Below are 20300 nucleotides of genomic sequence, written 5' to 3' on the forward strand. Positions count from 1 at the left end.
AATGCGCGGTTTGTCACTTTACAAACATGTCATCGGGACGACATGTTCGCTAATTAGACTTGCGGAAACTTTGCGTCCTGATTCCGCCTGCATGAGCATCCACGCCGCCGTCCGCACCGCTTCGCGCACCAACCGTTATCTCGTCGTCATCTGGCCGCTGCTTGCGCTGCTGCTGTGCGCGGCGCTGTGGATCGCCACCGTATGGCGCGCCGAGGCCGAGCGCGCGCGCGCGGACAGCCAGGCGCGCAAGGACGCCGGCGCCTATGCCGAGGCCTACGAGCAGTACATCACGCGCTCGGTCGGGCAGATGGACCAGGTCACGATGCAGCTGAAGTTCAGCTGGGAGAAGGGACGGGCGCACCGGAAAGACCTTGGCCTGCTCGACGAGCTGCGCCGCGACGGCATGTTCACCGACGCCGCCTTCGGCGTGGTGGCGATCGTCGACCGCGACGGCATGGTGCAGGCCTCGACCCGGCCCGCGCTGCTCGGCAGCGACCTGTCCGCCGGACCTTACTTCGTGCAGCATCGCAACCACATCTCCACCGCCCTGCGCATCGGCACAGCGCCGCCGCATGTCGCCGGGCACGGCGAGATGGTGCTGTTCACGCGCCGCCTCGACACCCGCGACGACGAATTCGACGGCATCGTGCTGATGGCGGTCGATGCGCGCTACTTCACCGCCTTCGTCAGCCCGGCCACGCTGGGCGCGGGCGGCGTGGTGGCGCTGGCTGGCAGCGAGGGGCGGCTGCGCGCCGAGCAGCACAGCGACGGCGCCGCCTTCCGCGGCGCCAGGCTGCTGCCCTCGCGCGCGCAGCCGTGGGCGGGCGAGCGCGGCGTGCGCCTGGTGCAGGGACGGGACGGTTTCGCCGACGGCCAGGCGCGCGTGCTCGGCTGGCGCCAATCGAGCGCCTATCCGTTGGTGGCCCTGGTCGGCCTGTCGCACGCGACTGCCCTGCAGGCGGCGCAGGCGGCCTGGGTCGACAACCGCAACCGGACCATCGCCATCGGCGCCTGCCTGCTGCTGCTGGGGGGCATCGGTTCGGTGCTGGCGCGCCGCGCCGTGCTGCGCGAGCGCGAGCAGGAAGAAGTGCAGCGCGCCTACCGCACCGCCACCGAAAGCGGCAACGACGGCTTCTACATGGCCGCCGCCGTGCGCGGCCGCGATGGCGGCATCCTGGACTTCCGCATCGTCGACTGCAACGAGCGCGGCGCCTTCTTCTACGGCCTGACGCGCGCCACCCTGGTGGGCAGCAGTCTGTCGCAGGTCGACAGCGCCCTGTTCGGGGAAGCGCTGCTCGACACCTACCGCAAGGCGATGGAGACCGGCTTTCACGAGGACGACCGCCGCCTGCCGGCGGACAACCGCCTGAACATCAGCTGGGGACGCCGGCGCCTGGTGCGGGTCGGGAACGGGCTGGCGGTGACGCTGCAGGACATCAGCGAGCGCAAGGCCCACGAGACCCAGCTCGAGCGCCTGGCCCACGAGGACGTGCTGACCGGCCTGGCCACGCGCCACGCCTTCCTGGCGGCGATGCCGGCGATCCTGGCGCAGGCGCGCGCCGGCGAAGCCGGCCTGGCCCTGCTGTTCATCGACCTCGACGAATTCAAGCAGGTCAACGACACCCATGGCCACGCGACCGGCGACCAGCTGCTCAAGAGCGCGGCCCAGCGCCTGCTGTCGCTGCTGCGCCCCACCGACCGGGTGGCGCGCTTCGGCGGCGACGAGTTCCTGGTGCTGCTGCATCCCTGCGAGGGCGAGCGCCAGGCCGCCTCGGTGGCGGCGCGCATCGTCGAGGCCTTCGGCGTGCCTTTCCTGATCGGCGACGAGCTGCATGCGGTGGGCGCCTCGATCGGCATCAGTATGTTCCCGCGCGACGGCCAGGACGCCGAGACCCTGGTACGCCACAGCGACATCGCGATGTACGCCGGGAAAAACGAGGGCAAGGGCCAGTACCGCTTCTTCGATCCGGCGCTGTCGAACGGCCTGAACGCGCGCGCGCGCCTGAAGCAGCGCATGCTGGAAGCGATCGAGCACGACCAGTTCCTGCTGCACTACCAGCCGCGCGTGGACGCCCGCAGCGGCGAGCTGCTGAGCATGGAGGCGCTGGTGCGCTGGCGCCATCCTGAACTGGGCCTGGTGGCACCTAGCGAGTTCATCCCGCTGGCGGAAAGCACCGGCCTGATCCGCAACATCGGCGAGATCGTGATCGACAAGGCCTGCGCCCAGCTGGCCGCCTGGCGCGAGGCGGGAGCCCAGCTGGTGCCGGTCTCGATCAACGTCTCGCCCAGGCAGTTCCTGCGCGGCGGCGTGCAGCGCCAGCTGAGCTGCGCGATGGCGCGCCACCGCGTGCCGGCCAGCCTGATCGAGATCGAGATCACCGAGTCGGCGATGATGGGCGACCACGACGAGATCCTGGCCGAACTGGCCGCGCTGCGCGCCCTCGGCGTCAAGCTGCACGTGGACGATTTCGGCACCGGCTACTCCTCGCTGTCGCAGCTGCAGCGCCTGAAAATGGACGTGCTAAAGGTGGACCGCGCCTTCACCACGGAACTGGGCAACTCGAAGGAGGGCAGGGTGTTCTTCCAGGCGATCGTGTCGATGGCCCACGCGCTCGGCATGTCCGTGGTGGCCGAAGGCGTCGAGACCGAAGAGCAGCTCGACATCCTGCGCGGCCTGGACTGCAACGAGGTGCAGGGCTATTACATCGCGCGTCCGGTGCCGGCCGGCGAGATGTTGCAGATGATGGGGCGGCGCTTCCTGTTGGAGCACGCAGCGGCGCCCGCGTCGCTTGCGCCGGAGGTTGTTTCCTTCTAGAATGCCCACACCCTGTGGGGAGTAGCCTCCTCCTGCGCAATGCGGGAGGGCCCGTGTCAACATACTCGCTTCGCTCAGTTTCTGATGCGTAAAGCGTGGCACGGGCGACCTAGCGGTTGGCGAGACCATCGGCCCATCCGCGCCATTGTCGGGCGTGCGGGTGCGCCTTTGTGTTTTCGTCCGACCGGAACCCCAGCATGACCTTCACCGCCCTCGTATTCCTCGCCCTCGCCATGTCGACCGACGCCTTCGCCGCGGCGATCGCGAAAGGCGCCGCTCTGCGCAATCCCGGCCTGCCGCAGGCGCTGCGGATCGGCCTGCTGTTCGGCTGCATCGAGACCATCACCCCGATCATCGGCTGGGCCTTGGGCTCGCTGGCCGCCGACGCCATCCGCCAGTGGGACCACTGGATCGCCTTCTTCCTGCTGCTGGGCCTGGGCGGGCGCATGCTCTGGCTCTCCTTCGGCGACGAGGAAGAGGAAGACGAGCGCGCCGGCTCGCAGAACTTCCTGGTGCTGGTGCTGACCGCGGTGGCCACCAGCATCGATGCGATGGCGGTCGGGGTCGGGCTGGCGTTCGTCGACGTCTCGATCTTGCATGCGGCGGGGGCGATCGGCATCGCCACCACGGTCATGGTCACCATCGGCGTGCTGCTCGGGCGGCGCCTGGGCGCGGCCGTGGGGCGCAACGCAGAGCGCATCGGCGGGGTCGTGCTGGTGCTGGTCGGTACGACCATCCTGATCGAGCACCTGTCGCAGTAAGGTGCGGACATCGGACGCGGCAGGCCCCATGCTATACTGATCGCGTCCTGTGTTTCCCCAATGTATGAGACGAATCCTCGTCATTTTCCTGATCCTGCTGTTCCCGCTGAACGTCCTGGCGCTGTCGATATCCGTGTCGACGGCGCAGCCCGATGTCGCGCACACGCATGCCGCCGCAACGAGCATGGACGCCTTCCAGGGCAGCGCCAATCCCGACATCGATCCCGACGAGCCGCCCTCGGTGGCCGACCTGCATGATCTCGTGCACCAGGACGCCCGCCTGAACCTGGCGGGCCTGCGCGCCGCCGCGGTGCCCCAGCACGCCGCCTCGCCTTACCGCCTCTCCCTTCCGCCTCCCGACAAGCCGCCCCGCCGCGCCTGATCCGGGAGCGCCGCTCCTTCCTGTCGTCCGTCCGGCCAGCGCCGGCCGGCGCCCCCGTGCGCCTGCCTGCCTCCGGACCTCTTCCGCCGGCTACGCCCGGTGGACCCCGCTTCTTCACATTGATTAAGGCAAGCAAGATGGAATGGCTAATGGACCCCTCGATCTGGGTGGGTTTGCTGACCCTGGTGTTCCTGGAAATCGTCCTGGGCATCGACAACCTGATTTTTATCGCGATCCTGGCGGACAAGCTGCCGCCGCACCAGCGCGACAAGGCGCGCCTGCTGGGCCTGTCCCTGGCCATGGCCATGCGCCTCGGCCTGCTGACGATCGTCTCCTGGCTGGTCACCCTGACCACGCCGCTGTTCTCGCTCGGTTCCTTCAGTTTCTCCGGGCGTGACCTGATCCTGCTCGTCGGCGGCCTGTTCCTGCTGTTCAAGGCCACGGTCGAGCTGCACGAGCGCCTCGAAGGCGTGGTCCACGTCCAGTCGGGGAACAAGATGTATGCCGGTTTCGCCGCCGTGGTGGCGCAGATCGTGGTGCTCGACGCCGTGTTCTCGCTCGACGCGGTGATCACGGCGGTGGGCATGGTGGACGAACTGTGGGTCATGATGGCGGCCGTCGTCATCTCGATCGGCGTCATGATCCTGGCCTCCAAGCCGCTGACCCGTTTCGTCAATGCCCACCCGACGGTGGTGGTGCTGTGCCTGAGCTTCCTGCTGATGATCGGCCTGAGCCTGGTCGCCGAGGGGCTGGGCTTCCACATCCCGAAGGGCTACCTGTACGCGGCGATCGGCTTCTCGGTGCTGATCGAAACGCTCAACCAGTTCGCGCGCCGCAACTTCCTGAAGAACGAGGCGCGCCTGCCGTTCCGCGAGCGCACCGCCGACACGGTGCTGCGCCTGCTCGGCAAGCCGCGCCATGCGCTCGAAGAGGCGCCCCAGGAAGCGCGCGCGGACGACAGCTTCGCCGTCGAGGAGCGCAACATGGTCAGCGGCGTGCTGACCCTGGCCGAGCGCTCGATCCGCTCGATCATGACGCCGCGCGCCGAGATGTCTTGGGTGAACCTGGAACAGGACGCGGCCACCGTCCTGCAGCAGCTGCGGGAAACCCCGCACAACCAGCTGCCGGTCTGCCGCGGCGACGTCGACCGGGTGGTGGGCGTGGCCCGTACCAAGGACCTGATCGGGGCGCTGTTGCTCCACGATCGCATCGACGAGGCCGACCCGGGGCTGCTGCGTCAACCAATCTTCCTGCCCGATACCGCCGGCGTGCTGCGCGCCATGGACACGCTCAAGCGCGCGCGCGGCCAGCTGGTGCTGGTGGCCGACGAATACGGCGTGGTCCAGGGTCTGTTGACGCCGATCGACCTGCTGGAGGCGATCGCCGGCGAGTTCCCGGACGAGGACGAGCAGCCGGCGATCCGCGCGCAGGGCGTGGGCCGCTGGGAGGCCGACGGCAGCGCCGACCTGCACCTGCTCGAGCAGGTGCTCGATTCAGGCGCCCTGGTGGACCCGGAGGCCGACTACAGCTCGCTCGCCGGCTACCTGCTGGCGCGCTTCGAAACCCTGCCGGCCGCCGGCCAGGCCATCGAGGCCGACGGACTGCGCTTCGAGATCCTGGCGGTGGAAGACCGGCGCATCCTGCGCGTCGCGATCCTGCGCCTGGACCCGCAGGCGCAGGACGCCGCCGGCTGATTCTCCATTTACTTTGCTATTGAAGGAAACCACATGAAACGCATTGTCCTGTTCCTCGCCACCAACCTGGCCGTCGTGCTGGTCCTGAGCCTGAGCGCCAGCCTGCTCGGCATCAACCGCTTCCTGACCGCCAACGGCCTGAATCTGCCCATGCTGCTGGCCTTCGCCGCCCTGATGGGCTTTGGCGGCGCCTTCATCTCCCTGTGGCTGTCCAAGCCGATCGCCAAATGGTCGACCAAGGCGCGCGTCATCGCCCAGCCGGCCAACGCCACCGAAGCCTGGCTGCTGAATACTGTGGAGGGGCAGGCGCGCAAGGCCGGCATCAAGATGCCGGAAGTGGCGGTGTACGAGGGCGAGCCGAACGCCTTCGCCACCGGCGCCACCCGCAACGGCTCGCTGGTCGCGGTGTCCACGGGCCTCTTGGCCTCGATGTCGCAGGAAGAAGTGGAAGCCGTGCTGGCGCACGAGGTGGCGCACATCGCCAACGGCGACATGGTCACGCTGACCCTGGTCCAGGGCGTGGTCAACACCTTCGTCGTGTTCCTGGCGCGGGTGGTCGGCTATGCCGTCGACCAGATGCTGCGCAAGAACGACAGCGAGCAGTCGGGGCCGGGCATCGGCTACATGGTGACGGTGGTGGTGTGCGAGATCCTGTTCGGCATCCTGGCCAGCATCATCGTGATGTACTTCTCGCGCCAGCGCGAGTTCCGCGCCGACCGCGGCGCCGCGCACATCCTGGGCCGTCCGCAGCCGATGATCGCGGCGCTGCGCCGCCTGGGCGGCCTGGCCGAAGGGGAGTTGCCGAAGAACATGGCGGCCTTCGGCATTTCCGGCAGGGGCGCGCTGTCGCTGTTCTCCAGCCATCCGCCGATCGAGGCGCGCATCGCGGCATTGCAGGCGCAGTAAGCGGATCCGCCGCGCCTCAGCGCATGGGGCGCGGATGGCGGCGGCGGTCGCGCTGGCGGAAGTGTTCGGGGGAGCACAGCACGCGCAGGGCGACCTGGCGCGGCACCCCCACCTGTTCCATGAACAGCAGGGCGGGATGGACGCCGTAGCGCGCGCATAATTTCAGGCCCTCGTCGACCTGACCAGCCGTCACCAGATCACTGCGTGCATCGTTTCTGCTTTGCGCTGCCATGTGCTCCTCCATGCGAGCGAAGGATGCTAGCAGAGCTGTAAATGTACTTAAAGTAAATTCTTAAGACTTTTCAGTAAGTCGATGTTTTAGTAGCTAATCCGCAAAAATTGCGCGTTTGGCATTGCACACTGTTGGAACTGAAGTTAGTGCCGCTTTGCATGATCGCTCAGTTGGCCATGCGGTGGAACAGCTCGCGCAGGGCGAAACCGCCGCCACCGATGAGCAGGGCGAAATACAGGATGGTGACGAGGTTGCTGATGTGGCCCAGCAGTACGCTGACGCCGTCGCGCTGCAGCAGGCCGATCGCCAGGAACAGCAGGGCGACCGCAGGGAAGGTATTGCTGAACGGGATCAGGCCGAAGGGCATCATCAGCAGCACCGCGCCCAGGATCAGGCCGGCGTTGTTGAGATGCTGGATCGAACCGTTTGCCACCAGCCACCCGATACGATTGGGCTTGCACACACGTTCGATCCGGTACAGCCAGGGCAGTGCCTTGCGCAGCGCCGGGCGCAGCTTGCTGGTGGAGATCGTCCGGTGCTTCAGTTTTGCCGGGACCCACAGTTCGCGGCCGAACAGGCGGCTGATGCCGATCAGCAGGATCGCGGCGCCGAACACGGTGCTCACGCCCGGAATCGACACCGGAATCAGGAACACGAGCGTGAGCAGGGCGGTCAGGATCAGCAGGCCTTCATTGCCGACTCGGCGGATCAGTTCGCTCAGGGTGATGCCGCCAGGCGGCAGGGAGCGGACCATGCCGCGGAGCTTCTTGAAAACCGGTTCAGCTTGCAGGGATTCTTTCATTGTGCTTCTCATGGGTCCTGGACGGGCAAGAGTATAGTGCAGGACCGCATGCTTGCGCCGCGTGAATGGCGGCAAGCGCGCGAACCCGGACGCCGCCGTTCCCGCTCAGCCGCGCCGTGCCGCCTCGATCGTGGCCACGTCGATCTTGCGCATCGTCATCATCGCCTCGAACGCGCGTTTCGCCACGGCCGGGTCGGGGTCGGCAATGCCCTCGCTGAGCACGCGCGGCGTGATCTGCCAGGACAGCCCCCACTTGTCCTTGCACCAGCCGCATGCGCTTTCCTGGCCTCCATTGCCGACGATGGCGTTCCACAGGCGGTCGGTTTCCTCCTGGTCATCGGTCGCGATCTGAAAGGAAAACGCTTCGGTATGCGGGAAGGCCGGGCCGCCGTTCAGGCCGATGCAGGGATGCCGGCCACGGTGAAGGCGACGGTCAGGACGTCGCCCTGCTTGCCGGCCGGGTAGTCGCCCGGGACACGGAAGACCCGGCCCACCGCGCTGTCGGGAATATGGGCGGCATAGAACTGCGCCGCTTCCAGCGCCGTTCCGTTGAACCAGAGGCAAATCGTATTCTTGCTGACCATGGCACGTCTCCCATCGTTGGCACGTCGTTTGGAATGTCGCGCGCCAGCTTACCGCAATCGCGCGCGTCGTCCGCGCTTGCCATGGTCTCTCTTACGGAAGATCAGTCCAGGTCGGAAGCGTCGTGGCGTTCGGGAACCTGTTCATCCGGATTGCCGCGCACCCGGTTGACCTTGCGGCCGCGGATGACGGCCGGCCGCGCGGCGATCCCGTCGGCCCAGCGGCGCACGTTCTTGTATTCGTGCACGGAGAGGAATTCGCCGGCCTCGTACAGCTCGCCGCGTACCATGCCGCCATACCATGGCCAGATCGCCATGTCGGCAATCGTGTACTCGTTGCCGGCCACAAACTGGTGGTCGGCCAGCTGGCGCTCGAGCACGTCGAGCTGGCGCTTGGTTTCCATCGCATAGCGGTCGATCGGGTACTGCAGCTTTTCCGGCGCGTAGGCATAGAAGTGGCCGAAGCCGCCGCCCACGAAAGGCGCCGAGCCCATCTGCCAGAACAGCCAGTTCATGGTTTCGGCGCGCGCCGGGCCATGTGCCGGCAGAAAGGCGCCGAACTTCTCGGCCAGGTAGACCAGGATCGAGCCGGATTCGAACACGCGCACCGGTGCGTCGGCGCTGCGGTCGACCAGGGCCGGGATCTTGGAATTCGGGTTGATCTCGACGAAGCCGCTGGAGAACTGGGCGCCTTCGTTGATCTTGATGAGCCAGGCATCGTACTCGGCGCCGCTGTGGCCGAGGGCCAGCAGCTCTTCCAGCATGATGGTCACCTTCACGCCGTTGGGCGTGGCCAGCGAATACAGCTGCAGCGGGTGCTTGCCGACCGGGAGGGCGGCCTCGTGGGTCGGGCCGGCGACCGGGCGGTTGATGTTGGCGAAGGTGCCGCCGGAGGAGGCGGGCGGGGTCCAGACAGTGGGCGGGACGTACTGGTCGGTCATCGGGGACTCCGTTCTATCGGATGAAAAACCCATTCTAGCCGGCGTCCCGGACGCCGGTATACTTCGGCTCCACACGGACTGGCCTGGGAAGGAGATCGCACCGGTGATTCGACCGATAAACAATCATGACATGGATCAGGTGCTGGACATCTGGCTGGGTGCGTCGATCCAGGCGCACGCTTTCATCGACGAACAATTCTGGCGCGCCCAGCGCGACGCCATGCGCAGCGTGTATCTGCCCGCGGCCAGTTCATTTGTGTTCGAACGGGAGGGCGCGATAGCCGGCTTCTACAGTCTGTACGGCGACGCCCTGGCCGCGCTGTTCGTGCATCCGGACAGCCAGGGCGCGGGCATCGGCAGCCTGCTCGTCGCCCACGCCAAGAGCGGCCGCGACAGGCTCGAACTGGCCGTGTACTCGGCCAATCGTGCCGCGCACCGCTTCTATGAAAGGCACGGCTTCGTCGCCGTCGACGAACGCCTGGACGCGCACACCGGGCATCCGGAAACCCTGATGCGCTGGCCGGCCTCACCATGAGGGCTTAAAAAAAAGAAAACCCCGCCGGGGCGGGGTTTAGGTTGGGGTGGGCAGGGCTTAGAGGTAAGCCGTCAGCGCACCTTTCATTTTCTTCAGCGCAGCCGATTCGATCTGGCGGATACGCTCGGCCGACACGCCGAACTCTTCGGCCAGCGTGTGTAGCGTGGCGCCCGAGCCGTCGTCGTTGGCCAGCCAGCGCGCTTCGACGATGCGGCGCGAACGCGGGTCCAGCTTCGACAGGGCGGTCTCCAGGCCTTCGGACTGCAGGCGGTCGCGCTGCTCGGCCTCCAGCACGCGGGTCGGCTCCTGCTGCTCCGACGACAGGTAGGCGATCGGGGCGAACTTGTCGTCTTCGTCGTCGGTCGGCGATTCGAGGGCGATGTCGCGGCCCGACAAGCGGGTTTCCATCTCGATCACTTCTTCGCGCTTGACGTCGAGCATCTTCGCCAGCTCGTCGACCTGGCTCGGGGTCATGGTGTCCAGACCCTGCTTGTTGCTGCGCAGGTTGAAGAACAGCTTGCGCTGGGCCTTGGTCGTCGCGACCTTCACCAGGCGCCAGTTCTTCAGGATGTATTCGTGCATCTCGGCCTTGATCCAGTGCATCGCGTACGAAACGAGACGCACGCCCTGGTTCGGGTCGAAGCGCTTGACCGCTTTCATGAGGCCGATATTGCCTTCCTGGATCAGGTCGGCGTGCGGCAGACCATAGCCGAGGTAGCCACGCGCGATCGACACGACCAGGCGCAGGTGCGAGAGCACCAGCTTCTGCGCGGCGTCGAGGTCGTTCTTTTCGCGCAGCGACTTCGCCAGCGATACCTCTTCCTCGTGAGTCAGCATCGGCAGGCGGTTGACGGCAGAAATGTAGGCATCGATGTTGCCCAGATTGCCAGAGAAACCCAGTCCCAGAGCACGACTGCCGGCCGGAACCAATGCGGATTGTGCGGACATATTCAATTTCCTCGTAGTAGACTTACTGCATCCCAATGTGTCACGGACACATGCCGCGTGACACCAGCGTGTCGACTTCTACCTTGGATGCTTTCCTTGATTTCGCTGTATTCGAGACATATATTAGCACTCTCCATGTGTGAGTGCTAGGCAAGGCATCGATTTATCGAAATCGATTAAGTTTGGCCAAAGTATTGCTCTTAGGAATCAAAATCGCGCCGCTTTAACTGTAGAGCAGGCGACTGCAATTTGGTTGATTCAGCTCAAAAGTGAGCAAAAAACCGCTGGAAAACGTGTTAGAGACAGGTTAAAGGCCTGAGGAGCGGCCTTCTGTTGGCTGGCGCACATTCGTCAAAAACGGGCGTGTAGGAATAGCGCTCGTGTGAGCGTAGGGTGGGGCGGGTCAGCAGTTCGAAGCGGGGGCGGGCCCGGCTCGGCCGGTCGCACGCCCACCCACATCTGTTTTACCGGACGCGCGCCAGGTGCCGCTGCACCGACAGCATCGCGCCGATCAGGCCGAGGCCCGCGCTGATCGCCAGCACTCCCGTGCTTTCCAGCACGCCGAGCGGCACCAGCTGGAATTCCGAGGCATACAGTTTCGCAAAATCCGCAATGGCGCCGTTCAACGGCCGCAGGGACAGCGCCACGGCGCCGAGTGCCACCACGCCCGCGCACAGGCCGAGCAGGCCGCCGGTGTAATAGAAGGGGCGATGGATGAAATTGTCGGTCGCCCCCAGCAGCTTCGACACGCTGATTTCTTCCTTCTGCGTCAGCACCTGCAGGCGGATGGTATTGAACACCACCGCGATCACCACGACGCCCAGCGTGAGCGCCAGCAGCAGCAGGGCCAGGTGCAGGATGGCGAGCATGGCGGCCAGGCGCTTGATCCAGGCCGAATCGACCTGCACCACATCCACGCCCGGCAGGGCGCGCAGCTGTTCGGTGAGCGCGTCGACCTGGCCGGCCGCGCTGCTGCCGTCCAGGCGCAGCCTGAAGCTGTCCGGCAGCGGGTTTTCGCCCAGCGTGTCGATCACGTCGCCCAGGCCGCTCCCGGACTTCATCGCGGCCAGCGCCTGCTCGCGCGGGATGAAGTCGAGGTCGGCCTTGCCGCTGGCGGCGGCGAGTGCCTTGATGCGCGGCTGCAGGGCGGCCGCGTCCTCGCGCGTCGCCTCGAGCTTCATGAAGACGCTGATCTCGGGATCGACCGAGAGCTGTTCGGACAGCGGACGCACGTTGTCGAGCAGGGTGATGCCGGCGAACGGCAGCATCAGCGCGAACGCGACGACCAGCACGTTGAACAGGAAGCTGCCCGGTCCCTTGCGGATGGTGGACAGGGCGGCGCCGAGGGCGAAACGGTGTTGGCGGACCCAGGGGCTCATGCGGTGTCTCCCACCAGTTGGCCGTGCTCGAGACGGATCACGCGCGCCGCCGCACTGTCGAGCACCTCTTCGTCGTGGGTCGAGATCACGCAGGTCACACCGACGGCGTTGAAGGCGCGCAGCGCGTCGAGTACCTTGTCGGCGGCCACGCGGTCGAGGTTGGCGGTCGGCTCGTCCGCCAGGATGATCTGCGGCCGGTTGACGATGGCGCGCGCCACCGCCACGCGCTGCTGCTCGCCGCCGGAGAGTTCGAGCGGCATCGCCCTGGCGCGCTCGAGCAGTCCGACCTTGTCGAGGGCGGCCCGGGCGCGCTGCTCGGTCTGCTGCCGGGGCGCGCCGGTGACGAGCAGCGGCAGCATCACGTTGGCGAGGATGTTGCGGTCGTTGAGCAGGCGCTGGTGCTGGAAGATCAGGCCCAGGTTACGGCGCAGGAAAGGAATGCCGGCCCGCTTGAGGCGGCCGATGTCCTGGCCGTTGACGGTCACCACGCCGCTGCTGGGGCGCTCGACCGCGGCCACCATCTTCATCAGGGTCGACTTGCCCGCGCCGGACGGGCCGGCCAGGTAGACCAGCTCGCCCTTGCCGATGTTGAGGGAGACCTCGCGCAGCGCGTAGGCATCCTGGGAATATTGTTTGGAGACGGACTGGAATTCGATCATCGGGCGCGCCGTTCCTTCAACCCAGCAGGGCTTCGACGAATTCTTCGGCATTGAACGGCTGCAGGTCGTCCAGCTTCTCGCCCACGCCGATGAAGTACACCGGCACCGGGCGGGTCCGCGCGATCGCGGCCAGCACGCCGCCCTTGGCGGTGCCATCCAGCTTGGTGATCACCAGGCCGGTCAGCTGCAGCGCGTCGTCGAAGGCCTTCACCTGGGCCAGGGCGTTCTGGCCGGTGTTGCCGTCGATGACCAGCAGGGTCTCGTGCGGGGCGCCATCCATGCCCTTGCCGATCACGCGCTTGATCTTCTTGAGTTCTTCCATCAGGTGCAGCTGGGTCGGCAGGCGGCCGGCGGTATCGACCATCACGACATCGGTGCCGCGCGCCTTGCCCGACTGTACCGCATCGAACGCGACGGCGGCCGGGTCGCCCGAGGCCTGCGAGATCACGGTGACGTTGTTGCGCTGGCCCCAGACCATCAGCTGTTCGCGCGCCGCGGCGCGGAAGGTGTCGCCCGCGGCCAGCAGCACCGACTGGTCGAAGCGCTGCATGTGCTTGGCCAGCTTGCCGATGGTGGTGGTCTTGCCGGCGCCGTTCACGCCCGCGATCATCATCACCAGCGGTTCGTGGCGGCCCAGCTCGAGGGGCTTTTGCAGCGGCATCAGGAGCTCGATCATGAGCTCCTTGAGCGCGGCCTTGACCTGGGCGGCGTCGAGCAGCTTGTCTTCCTTGACCTTGCGGCGCAGGGCGCCCAGCAGGTGCTCGGTGGCGTCCATGCCGGCATCCGACATCAGAAGCGCCGCTTCGAGTTCCTCGTACAGGTCTTCGTCGATGCGCGCACCGACGAACAGCAGCGACAGGTTGCTCGAGGTCTTGGACAGGCCGGCTTTCAGGCGCGCCATCCAGGATGTTTTCTGTTCCGCAGCGCTGGTCGGACGTTCCGCGGTTTCCGGGAACAGTTCGCCGACATCGGCTGCGGCGGGCGGGGCGGCCGGTGCGGCAACCGGCACGACGACTGGGGCGGCCGACGGCGGGCTGAGCGGTGCATCCAGCGCACCCGGCACGAACATCGGCGCCGCTGCGGGCGCGGCCTGGTCCGGCGCCGAGACCTCGGTTTCAGGCTTCTTTCTCTTGAAGAAACTAAACATAAATGGGGGCGATTCCTGCGCACGATGCCGGCTGGCGCCGGCGATGAAAAAAGTAGCGAATATTTTACCAGAGCAGCAAGACGCTTCCCTGAATGCCCGGTATCGACGCTAGAAGATGCGTGGAAGGAACTCTTTGTTGTGTTATTGCTGAAACCGACAGGTTACTCAACAGTGCGCTTCTGGAAAACGACCGCGACTTGCGTTAAATTGAACAGAGAGAGAAAACCACAAAATACAGCGGGGCACACCGTGAAAATTAGCAATTTCCTGAAGCGCCTCATCTATGGAGACAACGCCACGGATGGCAGCGCTGCGAACATGCGCAACATCATCGTGTGGGCGTTCATCGCCCTCGTCGCATTGTTCCTGACCAACCCGTCGGGTGAGCCGGTCAGTATCTTCGACAAGCCGATTCCGCTGCCGGCCGAGCTGGGCCTGGGGCAGTAGGGTGGTCGGCTTGGCCGACCGCGCGTTCAAATACCTTATGAACATACGCTACGTCTGTTCTGCTGCTGGTTGAACGCGCGGACGGCATAGCCGTGATCTGGTCCACCGGACCAGATCACCCCTACGAAATCAGCGGCCTGCCTTGGCTGCTTCCGCCGTCTTGCGAATCGTCTCGAGCGTCGCATTCGGCGTGATCAAATTGCCGTCGTAGCGCAGCTCGATCACCGCCGGCAGCTTGCGTTCGTTCGCATGCGCCAGCGCGCGCTGCAGGGCGGGCGCGAATTCCTCGGTCTTCTCGACCACTTCGCCGTGGCCGCCATAGGCGCGCGCCAATGCGGCGAAATCCGGATTGTGCAGCCCAGTGCCCGACACGCGGCCCGGGTAGTCGCGCTCCTGGTGCATGCGGATGGTGCCGAACATGCCGTTGTTGAACACCAGGATGATCACGCCGGCGCCGTACTGCACCGCGGTGGCCAGTTCCTGGCCCGTCATCATGAATTCACCGTCGCCGGCGAAGGTCACCACGGTGCGCTGCGGATCGATGATCTTGGCCGCCACGCCGGCCGGCACCGCGTAGCCCATCGCGCCATTGGTCGGCGCCAACTGGGTGCGCTTGGCGCCGTAGCGGTAGAAGCGGTGCGCCCAGGTCGCGTAGTTGCCGGCGCCGTTGGTGATGATGGTGTCGCGCGGCGCCTGTTTCATGAGTTCCTGCACCACCTGCCACAGGTCGAGCGGCGCAGCGCCGTCGCGGAAGATCGGCGGCTGCGCCTGCCAGGCGGCCAGGTCGGCTTTCGCCGCTTCGACGCTGCCGGCCCAGGCCGAGGAATCCACCGGCGCCATCGCCGCCAGCATCGCGCACACCTGCGGAGCGCCGCTGGCGATCATCAGGTCGGCCTGGTAGACGCTGCCCAGTTCTTCCGGGTCCGCATGGATATGGACCAGGCGCTGGCGCGGCACCGGCGACGACAGGAGCGAGTAGCCGCTGGTGGTCATCTCGCCCAGGCGCGGGCCGATGGCGATGACCAGGTCGGCTTCCTTCACGCGCGCCGCCAGCTTCGGGTTGATGCCGATGCCGACGTCGCCCACGTAATTCGGGTGGGCGTTGTCCATCAGGTCCTGGAAGCGGAAGGTGCAGCCCACCGGCAGGCGGTTGGCTTCGGCGAAGCGGGCCAGGTCGGCGCAGGCCTGCTCGCTCCACGAGCCGCCGCCGAGCAGGACGATCGGGCGCTGCGCTTGCGCCAGCATGGAACGCAGCTGTGCGATCTGCGCCGAGGAGGGCGCCGCCTGCACCGGCTGGTAGCGGCGGGCATCAGGCACTTCCGCTTTCGCGACCAGCATGTCTTCCGGCAGCGCCAGCACCACCGGACCGGGGCGGCCGCTGGTGGCGACCTGGAAGGCGCGCGCGATGTATTCGGGGATGCGGTCGGCGCGGTCGATCTGGGTGACCCACTTGGCCATCTGGCCGAACATGCGGCGGTAGTCGATTTCCTGGAAGGCTTCGCGGTCGATGAAGTCGCTGCCGACCTGGCCGATGAACAGGATCATCGGCGTGGAATCCTGGTAGGCGGTGTGCACGCCGATCGAGGCGTTGGTGGCGCCGGGGCCGCGGGTGACGAAGCAGATGCCTGGTTTACCGGTCATCTTGCCGTAGGCCTCGGCCATGAACGCCGCGCCGCCTTCCTGCCGGTTGATCACGAAGCGGATGTCCGAATCGTGCAGCGCGTCCAGCACGTCGAGGTAGCTTTCGCCGGGCACGCCGAAGGCGGTGTCCACGCCGTGGGTATGGAGCGCATCGACCAGGATCTGGCCGCCGGTACGGGAAGGATGGGTCATGGTTGGGTCTCGTCCTTGATGGTTTTGCTATCCAAGCATTCTATGTGGATGAGGTGGGGAAGGATTTTGAAATGGCGACACGAAATTTCAGAAAACGTGGCTAGCTGGCGATAGGTTGTGCCGGCCCAATCGGTTACAATGCCCCCGTGAAGCAGGCCAGACAGCCGCTGGCCGTCACTTTCGGGTGATGGCGGGAGGAAGGTCCGGACTCCACAGAGCAGGGTGACGGTTAACGGCCGTCCGCTGAAAGCCGCAAGGTATAAGGCGAGGAATAGGGCCACAGAGACGAGCGTATTAAGTTACGGTGAAACGCGGTAACCTCCACCTGGAGCAATTCCAAATAGGCACGCGTTGATGTTGCTCGCGGAGCGTGCGGGTAGGAAGCTTGAGCGCTGGAGTAATCCAGCGCCTAGAGGAATGGCTGTCATAGGGGCGTCCCGCAAGGGAGACCACTACACAGAATCCGGCCTATCGGCCTGCTTTACATGAATTCAGCGCCCTGCCGAGGTGCCCCCGGGAGATGCCGATGCAGAAATACATCCTGGCGCTCGACCAGGGCACCACCAGCTCGCGCGCCATCGTCTTCGACCGCGCCGGCTTGGCCGTAGCGCGCTGCCAGCACGAATATCCCCAGCATTTCCCGGAACCCGGTTGGGTCGAGCACGACGCCCTCGACATCTGGCACAGCCAGCTCGCCTGCGCGCGCGCGGCCCTGCGCCAGGCCGGCATCGACGCGACCCAGGTCGCCGCCATCGGCATCGCCAACCAGCGCGAAACCACGGTCTTATGGGACCGCGCCACCGGCGAACCGGTCGCCCGCGCCATCGTCTGGCAGGACCGCCGCACCGCCGCCATGTGCGACCGCCTGCGCCAGCAAGGCAGGGCGGAGGACATCCGGCGGCGCACCGGTCTCGAAGTCGACGCCTATTTTTCCGCCACCAAGCTGCAATGGCTGCTCGAACACGTGCCGGGCGCCAGGGCCCGCGCCGAACGCGGCGAACTGGCCTTCGGCACGGTCGACAGCTGGCTGGTATACCGCCTGTGCGGGCGCCACGTCACCGACGCCAGCAACGCCGCGCGCACCATGCTTTTCAATATCCATACCCTGCGCTGGGACGAGGAGCTGCTGGCCCTGTTCGACATCCCGGCCGGTGTCTTGCCGGACCTCGTGGCCAGCTCGGAAGCCGTGGGCCTGGCAGCCGAGGAGCACTTCGGCGCCGCGCTGCCGATTGCCGGCATCGCCGGCGACCAGCAGGCCGCCACCTTCGGCCAGGCCTGCCACCGCCCGGGCCTGGTCAAGAATACCTATGGCACCGGCTGTTTCATGCTGATGCATGCCGGCACCACGGCCCCCGAGTCGCACCATCGCCTGCTGTCCACCGTCGGCTGGACCATCGAAGGCAGGACCGATTATCTGCTGGAAGGCAGCGTCTTCATGGGCGGCGCCACCGTGCAGTGGCTGCGCGACGGCCTCGGCATCATCAAGGAGTCCCGTGAGGTCGAAGCGCTGGCCCTGAGCGTGCCGGACAGCGGCGGCGTGATGCTGGTCCCGGCCTTCACGGGCCTGGGCGCCCCGCACTGGGACCAGTACGCGCGCGGCACCATCGTCGGCATGACGCGCGGTACGAGCGCCGCCCACATCGCCCGCGCCGCGGTCGAGGCGATCGCCTACCAGAGCGCGGAACTGCTCGCCGCGATGCAGAAAGACGCAGCCTGCGCCGTCCTCGAATTGCGCGCCGACGGCGGCGCCGCCGGCAACGACCTCCTGATGCAGTTCCAGGCCGACCTGCTCGGCATCCCGGTGCTGCGCCCGCGCGTGCTCGAAACCACGGCGCTGGGCGCGGCCTACCTGGCCGGGCTGGCGGTCGGCTACTGGGAAGGTAGCGACGAGATCGCGCGCCAGTGGCAGGTCGAGCGGCGTTTCGAGCCGGCGATGGACCCCGGCCGGCGCGCCGAACTGATGGCGCGCTGGGGCAGGGCGGTGGAGCATGCGAAGGGCTGGGCCAACGACTAGCTGCCTTGGTTCAGAACAGCGTGAAGCCGGCGCCCAGATCGGTATGCAAGCCAAGCCAGGTCAGCGCAGCCGCGACCAGCATCCCGAGCACCAGGTAGAGCTTCCAGGATGCCCGCCGTGCGACGTAGGGGTCTCGCAGGCTGCGCTCCGCCCCTTTCGGCAGCCTGGCCATGCGGGTCAGCGCCGTGCCGAAGGGGATGTTGATGCGGGCGCGGGCGTTCACCGCCCAGCCGTTGGCGTCCAGGATGGGACCCAGGTTGCGGTTGCGCAGCTTGAAGAAGGCCATCGCCACGGAAGGACCCGAAATCGCCAGGAACAGGCCCGCCATCGCGAGCGGCATCTGCCAGCCCTTGAGGCCCAGGAAGCCCGTGACCACCGAGGCCAGGGCGGTGCCGATGGCGCCGATCGCGAGCCCGAGGGCCGCGAAGATGCCGGCGAAGCGCGCCGCGTCGAACGTCGTGGGCGGCGGCCGGGCGCCGGCTTCGACCTTGCTGCCGGCCTCGGTGACCAGCTTGGACGTCATGTCGTCCACGCCCTTGGCCCGGGTGGCGGCGAATTTCTCCATCTGCTCGCTGATCAGGCGGGTGGCCTTGCGGTAGGGCGCCCAGAAAGCCTGGCGGATGCTGATCGGATGGTCCACGATCTTGGTAATGGTGGCATCCCAGTCCTTGCCCTCGCGGTCATAGAAGATGCCGTTGCGGCCGACCATGAGCTGGTCCGAATCGCCGGCGGTGAACGCGGCGGCGATCGTCATCTTCTGGCCGGCGCGCACACAGTCGCAATACGCCAGGTAGACCCCGGACAGCGTGGCCAGGACGCCGTGGCGGGCCGGGTCCAGCACCTTGATGCACAGCTCGCAGCTGCGGCCGTCCAGGAACAGGGTGCCGGCCTGGAACATGGCTTTGTCCTCGCTGCTATAGAAGTTGCGGAAGGAGACGAAGTTATTCGCCAGCTGTTCCAGGTCGCGCACATAGCGCACCAGGCGTTCCACCTCGGCGATGACCTCCGCTTCCGGGGCCAGGGCCAGGTCGCGCGCCAGGAGTTGGTCGATGGCGGCGCGGATGCCGGGTGCGAGGAAGGCTTGCAGACGGGCGGTTTCCAGGCCGGCCAGCGGCGTTTCCGGACGGGCCGCCTGCCAGGCCTGGTAGGCGGCGAAGCGCTCCTTCAGGCTCTCCCACTCGCCGGCGCTCAGGCTGTCCCGGTCTCCCAGCAGGGGGCGGACCACCTTGTCGCGCAGGGCCGCCACTGCCGCCGTCCAGGCCGGATTGATGCCGGAGGCCAGCGGCAGCGCGCCGCCGGCCTGGACGTAGGCGATCGGCAGGGCCGCCAGGACGGCGTCGTTCGCCGTCAGGCTCCTGGCGCCGACGGCGCGGATCTCTTCCGGTGCGCCGTTCATCAATTCCGCGGCCCGCGGGTCGAACTCGGCCAGGCGGCAGCGGGTGAAGTAATCGTCGGCCTTGACCTGGATCGCGGCCAGGGCGGCAAAGGCGGACTCGGTGTCGGCGCCGAGGGGGAGCAGGGCGGCGTCTTCGTGGGGGCGGGACTGCCAGGCGAGCCAGGCTTCGGCTTCGCTAAAGAAACGGTCGGCGAGCGCCTGGTCGATGCCTGCCGCGCCGCTGCGATCCGGCACGCTGCCCAGGGTCTCCACGATGGCGGCGAAGACTGGCCCCAGCGCCTCGTCGCAGGCCGTGGCGGTGATGACGCCGTCGCCGTTGAAGGCCATGCCGGAGAAGATGCGGTCGCTGTCGCTGACATCCTCGACGCTGATGGTGTCGCTGCCGCCTTTGCCCAGGCTGTCCAGCACGTGGCGCGCCGAGGTCAGGAGCCGCGCGCCCGCTTCGCTGTCGATGTCGAGGGCGGCCAGCGGCAGCGGGCCGCCCTGCGCCAGGACATCGGGGGAGGCCAGCCGCGCCGCCGCCCAGTCGATGGCGGCGATCAGTTCCGGAGCCCGGATGTGGCCGTCGTTGTCGGTGTCCATCAGCGCCAGGGTGCGGCGGTCGAATTCCAGGCCCTGGACCGGACAGGAAAGGGCGACCCACAACTTCTGGTCGAGCTGTTTGAGGTTGACGAGGTCGGCGCCCGTGTCGAGGCGGACCTGGGTGAAACCGCCGGCGGAAAAGAAGCGCCATGGATGACGCGGCTGGTCCTCGACGATCGGCGAGGCGAGATCCAGCAGGGGGCGATCCAGCGGGGCGTTCATGAACGGACCTCGCAGGCGCGGCAT

At 66.9% G+C, this 20300-nt stretch carries 17 protein-coding genes, 1 other RNA gene, 1 pseudogene and 1 riboswitch; of the genes and pseudogenes, 9 read left to right on the forward strand and 10 right to left on the reverse strand.

The genetic code is table 11. The features are described from left to right. Positions 1–91: 91 nt before the first annotated feature. The 5 genes from MasN3_RS06170 (at position 92) to htpX (ending at position 6558) form a co-directional block, all read left to right on the forward strand. A complete protein-coding gene (locus MasN3_RS06170; RefSeq protein WP_281913051.1) occupies positions 92–2815 on the forward strand; it encodes a bifunctional diguanylate cyclase/phosphodiesterase in 2724 nt (907 codons plus the stop codon). Between the two features lie 4 nt (positions 2816–2819). Beyond that, a riboswitch (yybP-ykoY riboswitch) is annotated at positions 2820–3012 on the forward strand. Next, complete coding sequence (locus MasN3_RS06175; protein ID WP_281913052.1) at positions 3013–3576, forward strand: manganese efflux pump MntP; 564 nt, start codon at positions 3013–3015, stop codon at positions 3574–3576. Positions 3577–3640: 64 nt separating this feature from the next. Next, a complete protein-coding gene (locus MasN3_RS06180; protein WP_281913053.1) occupies positions 3641–3958 on the forward strand; it encodes a hypothetical protein in 318 nt (105 codons plus the stop codon). Positions 3959–4095: 137 nt separating this feature from the next. After that, positions 4096–5652 carry a TerC family protein gene (locus MasN3_RS06185; RefSeq protein WP_281913054.1) on the forward strand — a complete coding sequence of 519 codons (1557 nt, stop codon included), beginning with the start codon at positions 4096–4098 and terminating at the stop codon, positions 5650–5652. 33 nt (positions 5653–5685) lie between these two features. Then, positions 5686–6558: a protease HtpX gene (gene htpX / locus MasN3_RS06190; protein ID WP_281913055.1), complete on the forward strand. Its 873-nt coding sequence runs from the start codon at positions 5686–5688 to the stop codon at positions 6556–6558. A 16-nt stretch (positions 6559–6574) separates the two neighbouring features. Here htpX and MasN3_RS06195 read toward each other — a convergent pair whose 3' ends face one another. From MasN3_RS06195 to yghU, 4 genes and pseudogenes are all read right to left on the reverse strand, one after another. Beyond that, positions 6575–6790 (reverse strand): hypothetical protein, encoded by a 216-nt coding sequence (locus tag MasN3_RS06195; protein ID WP_281913056.1) that lies wholly within the window; start codon positions 6788–6790, stop codon positions 6575–6577. A gap of 166 nt (positions 6791–6956) precedes the next feature. Then, a complete protein-coding gene (locus MasN3_RS06200; RefSeq protein ID WP_281913057.1) occupies positions 6957–7592 on the reverse strand; it encodes an exopolysaccharide biosynthesis protein in 636 nt (211 codons plus the stop codon). Positions 7593–7697: 105 nt separating this feature from the next. Beyond that, positions 7698–8176 (reverse strand): annotated as a pseudogene (locus MasN3_RS06205) (VOC family protein). Between the two features lie 101 nt (positions 8177–8277). Next, positions 8278–9114: a glutathione-dependent disulfide-bond oxidoreductase gene (gene yghU / locus MasN3_RS06210; protein ID WP_281913058.1), complete on the reverse strand. Its 837-nt coding sequence runs from the start codon at positions 9112–9114 to the stop codon at positions 8278–8280. A 130-nt stretch (positions 9115–9244) separates the two neighbouring features. On the opposite strand from yghU, the gene MasN3_RS06215 reads away from it, so the two are divergent. After that, on the forward strand, positions 9245–9649 hold the full coding sequence (locus tag MasN3_RS06215) for a GNAT family N-acetyltransferase (protein WP_281913059.1): 405 nt from the start codon (positions 9245–9247) through the stop codon (positions 9647–9649). Positions 9650–9706: 57 nt separating this feature from the next. Here MasN3_RS06215 and rpoH read toward each other — a convergent pair whose 3' ends face one another. The 4 genes from rpoH to ftsY form a co-directional block, all read right to left on the reverse strand. Beyond that, positions 9707–10597 (reverse strand): RNA polymerase sigma factor RpoH, encoded by an 891-nt coding sequence (rpoH, locus tag MasN3_RS06220; protein ID WP_281913060.1) that lies wholly within the window; start codon positions 10595–10597, stop codon positions 9707–9709. Between the two features lie 464 nt (positions 10598–11061). Then, positions 11062–11976 carry a permease-like cell division protein FtsX gene (gene ftsX, locus MasN3_RS06225; protein ID WP_281913061.1) on the reverse strand — a complete coding sequence of 305 codons (915 nt, stop codon included), beginning with the start codon at positions 11974–11976 and terminating at the stop codon, positions 11062–11064. Beyond that, positions 11973–12635 (reverse strand): cell division ATP-binding protein FtsE, encoded by a 663-nt coding sequence (locus tag MasN3_RS06230; protein WP_281913063.1) that lies wholly within the window; start codon positions 12633–12635, stop codon positions 11973–11975. Before MasN3_RS06230 ends, ftsX begins: the two co-directional genes overlap by 4 nt. Before the next feature lie 16 nt (positions 12636–12651). Beyond that, the gene (ftsY, locus tag MasN3_RS06235) at positions 12652–13782 is read right to left on the reverse strand and encodes a signal recognition particle-docking protein FtsY (protein WP_281913064.1); all 1131 of its coding nucleotides are present in this window, start codon (positions 13780–13782) and stop codon (positions 12652–12654) included. Between the two features lie 24 nt (positions 13783–13806). On the opposite strand from ftsY, the gene MasN3_RS06240 reads away from it, so the two are divergent. Continuing rightward, positions 13807–14229 (forward strand): hypothetical protein, encoded by a 423-nt coding sequence (locus tag MasN3_RS06240; protein ID WP_281913065.1) that lies wholly within the window; start codon positions 13807–13809, stop codon positions 14227–14229. 129 nt (positions 14230–14358) lie between these two features. Here MasN3_RS06240 and MasN3_RS06245 read toward each other — a convergent pair whose 3' ends face one another. Then, on the reverse strand, positions 14359–16062 hold the full coding sequence (locus MasN3_RS06245; RefSeq protein WP_281913066.1) for a thiamine pyrophosphate-binding protein: 1704 nt from the start codon (positions 16060–16062) through the stop codon (positions 14359–14361). 148 nt (positions 16063–16210) lie between these two features. Here MasN3_RS06245 and rnpB point away from each other — a divergent pair. Next, positions 16211–16549: RNase P RNA component class A (gene rnpB / locus MasN3_RS06250), an RNA gene on the forward strand. A gap of 39 nt (positions 16550–16588) precedes the next feature. Beyond that, positions 16589–18076, forward strand: a complete 1488-nt coding sequence (glpK, locus tag MasN3_RS06255; RefSeq protein ID WP_281913067.1) for a glycerol kinase GlpK — start codon at positions 16589–16591, stop codon at positions 18074–18076. Between the two features lie 10 nt (positions 18077–18086). Here the strand turns inward: glpK and MasN3_RS06260 are convergent, their stop codons facing one another. Then, positions 18087–20300: a hypothetical protein gene (locus tag MasN3_RS06260; protein ID WP_281913069.1), complete on the reverse strand. Its 2214-nt coding sequence runs from the start codon at positions 20298–20300 to the stop codon at positions 18087–18089.

Origin of the sequence: Massilia varians (assembly GCF_027923905.1) — a bacterium.
GTDB lineage: Bacteria > Pseudomonadota > Gammaproteobacteria > Burkholderiales > Burkholderiaceae_D > Telluria > Telluria varians_B.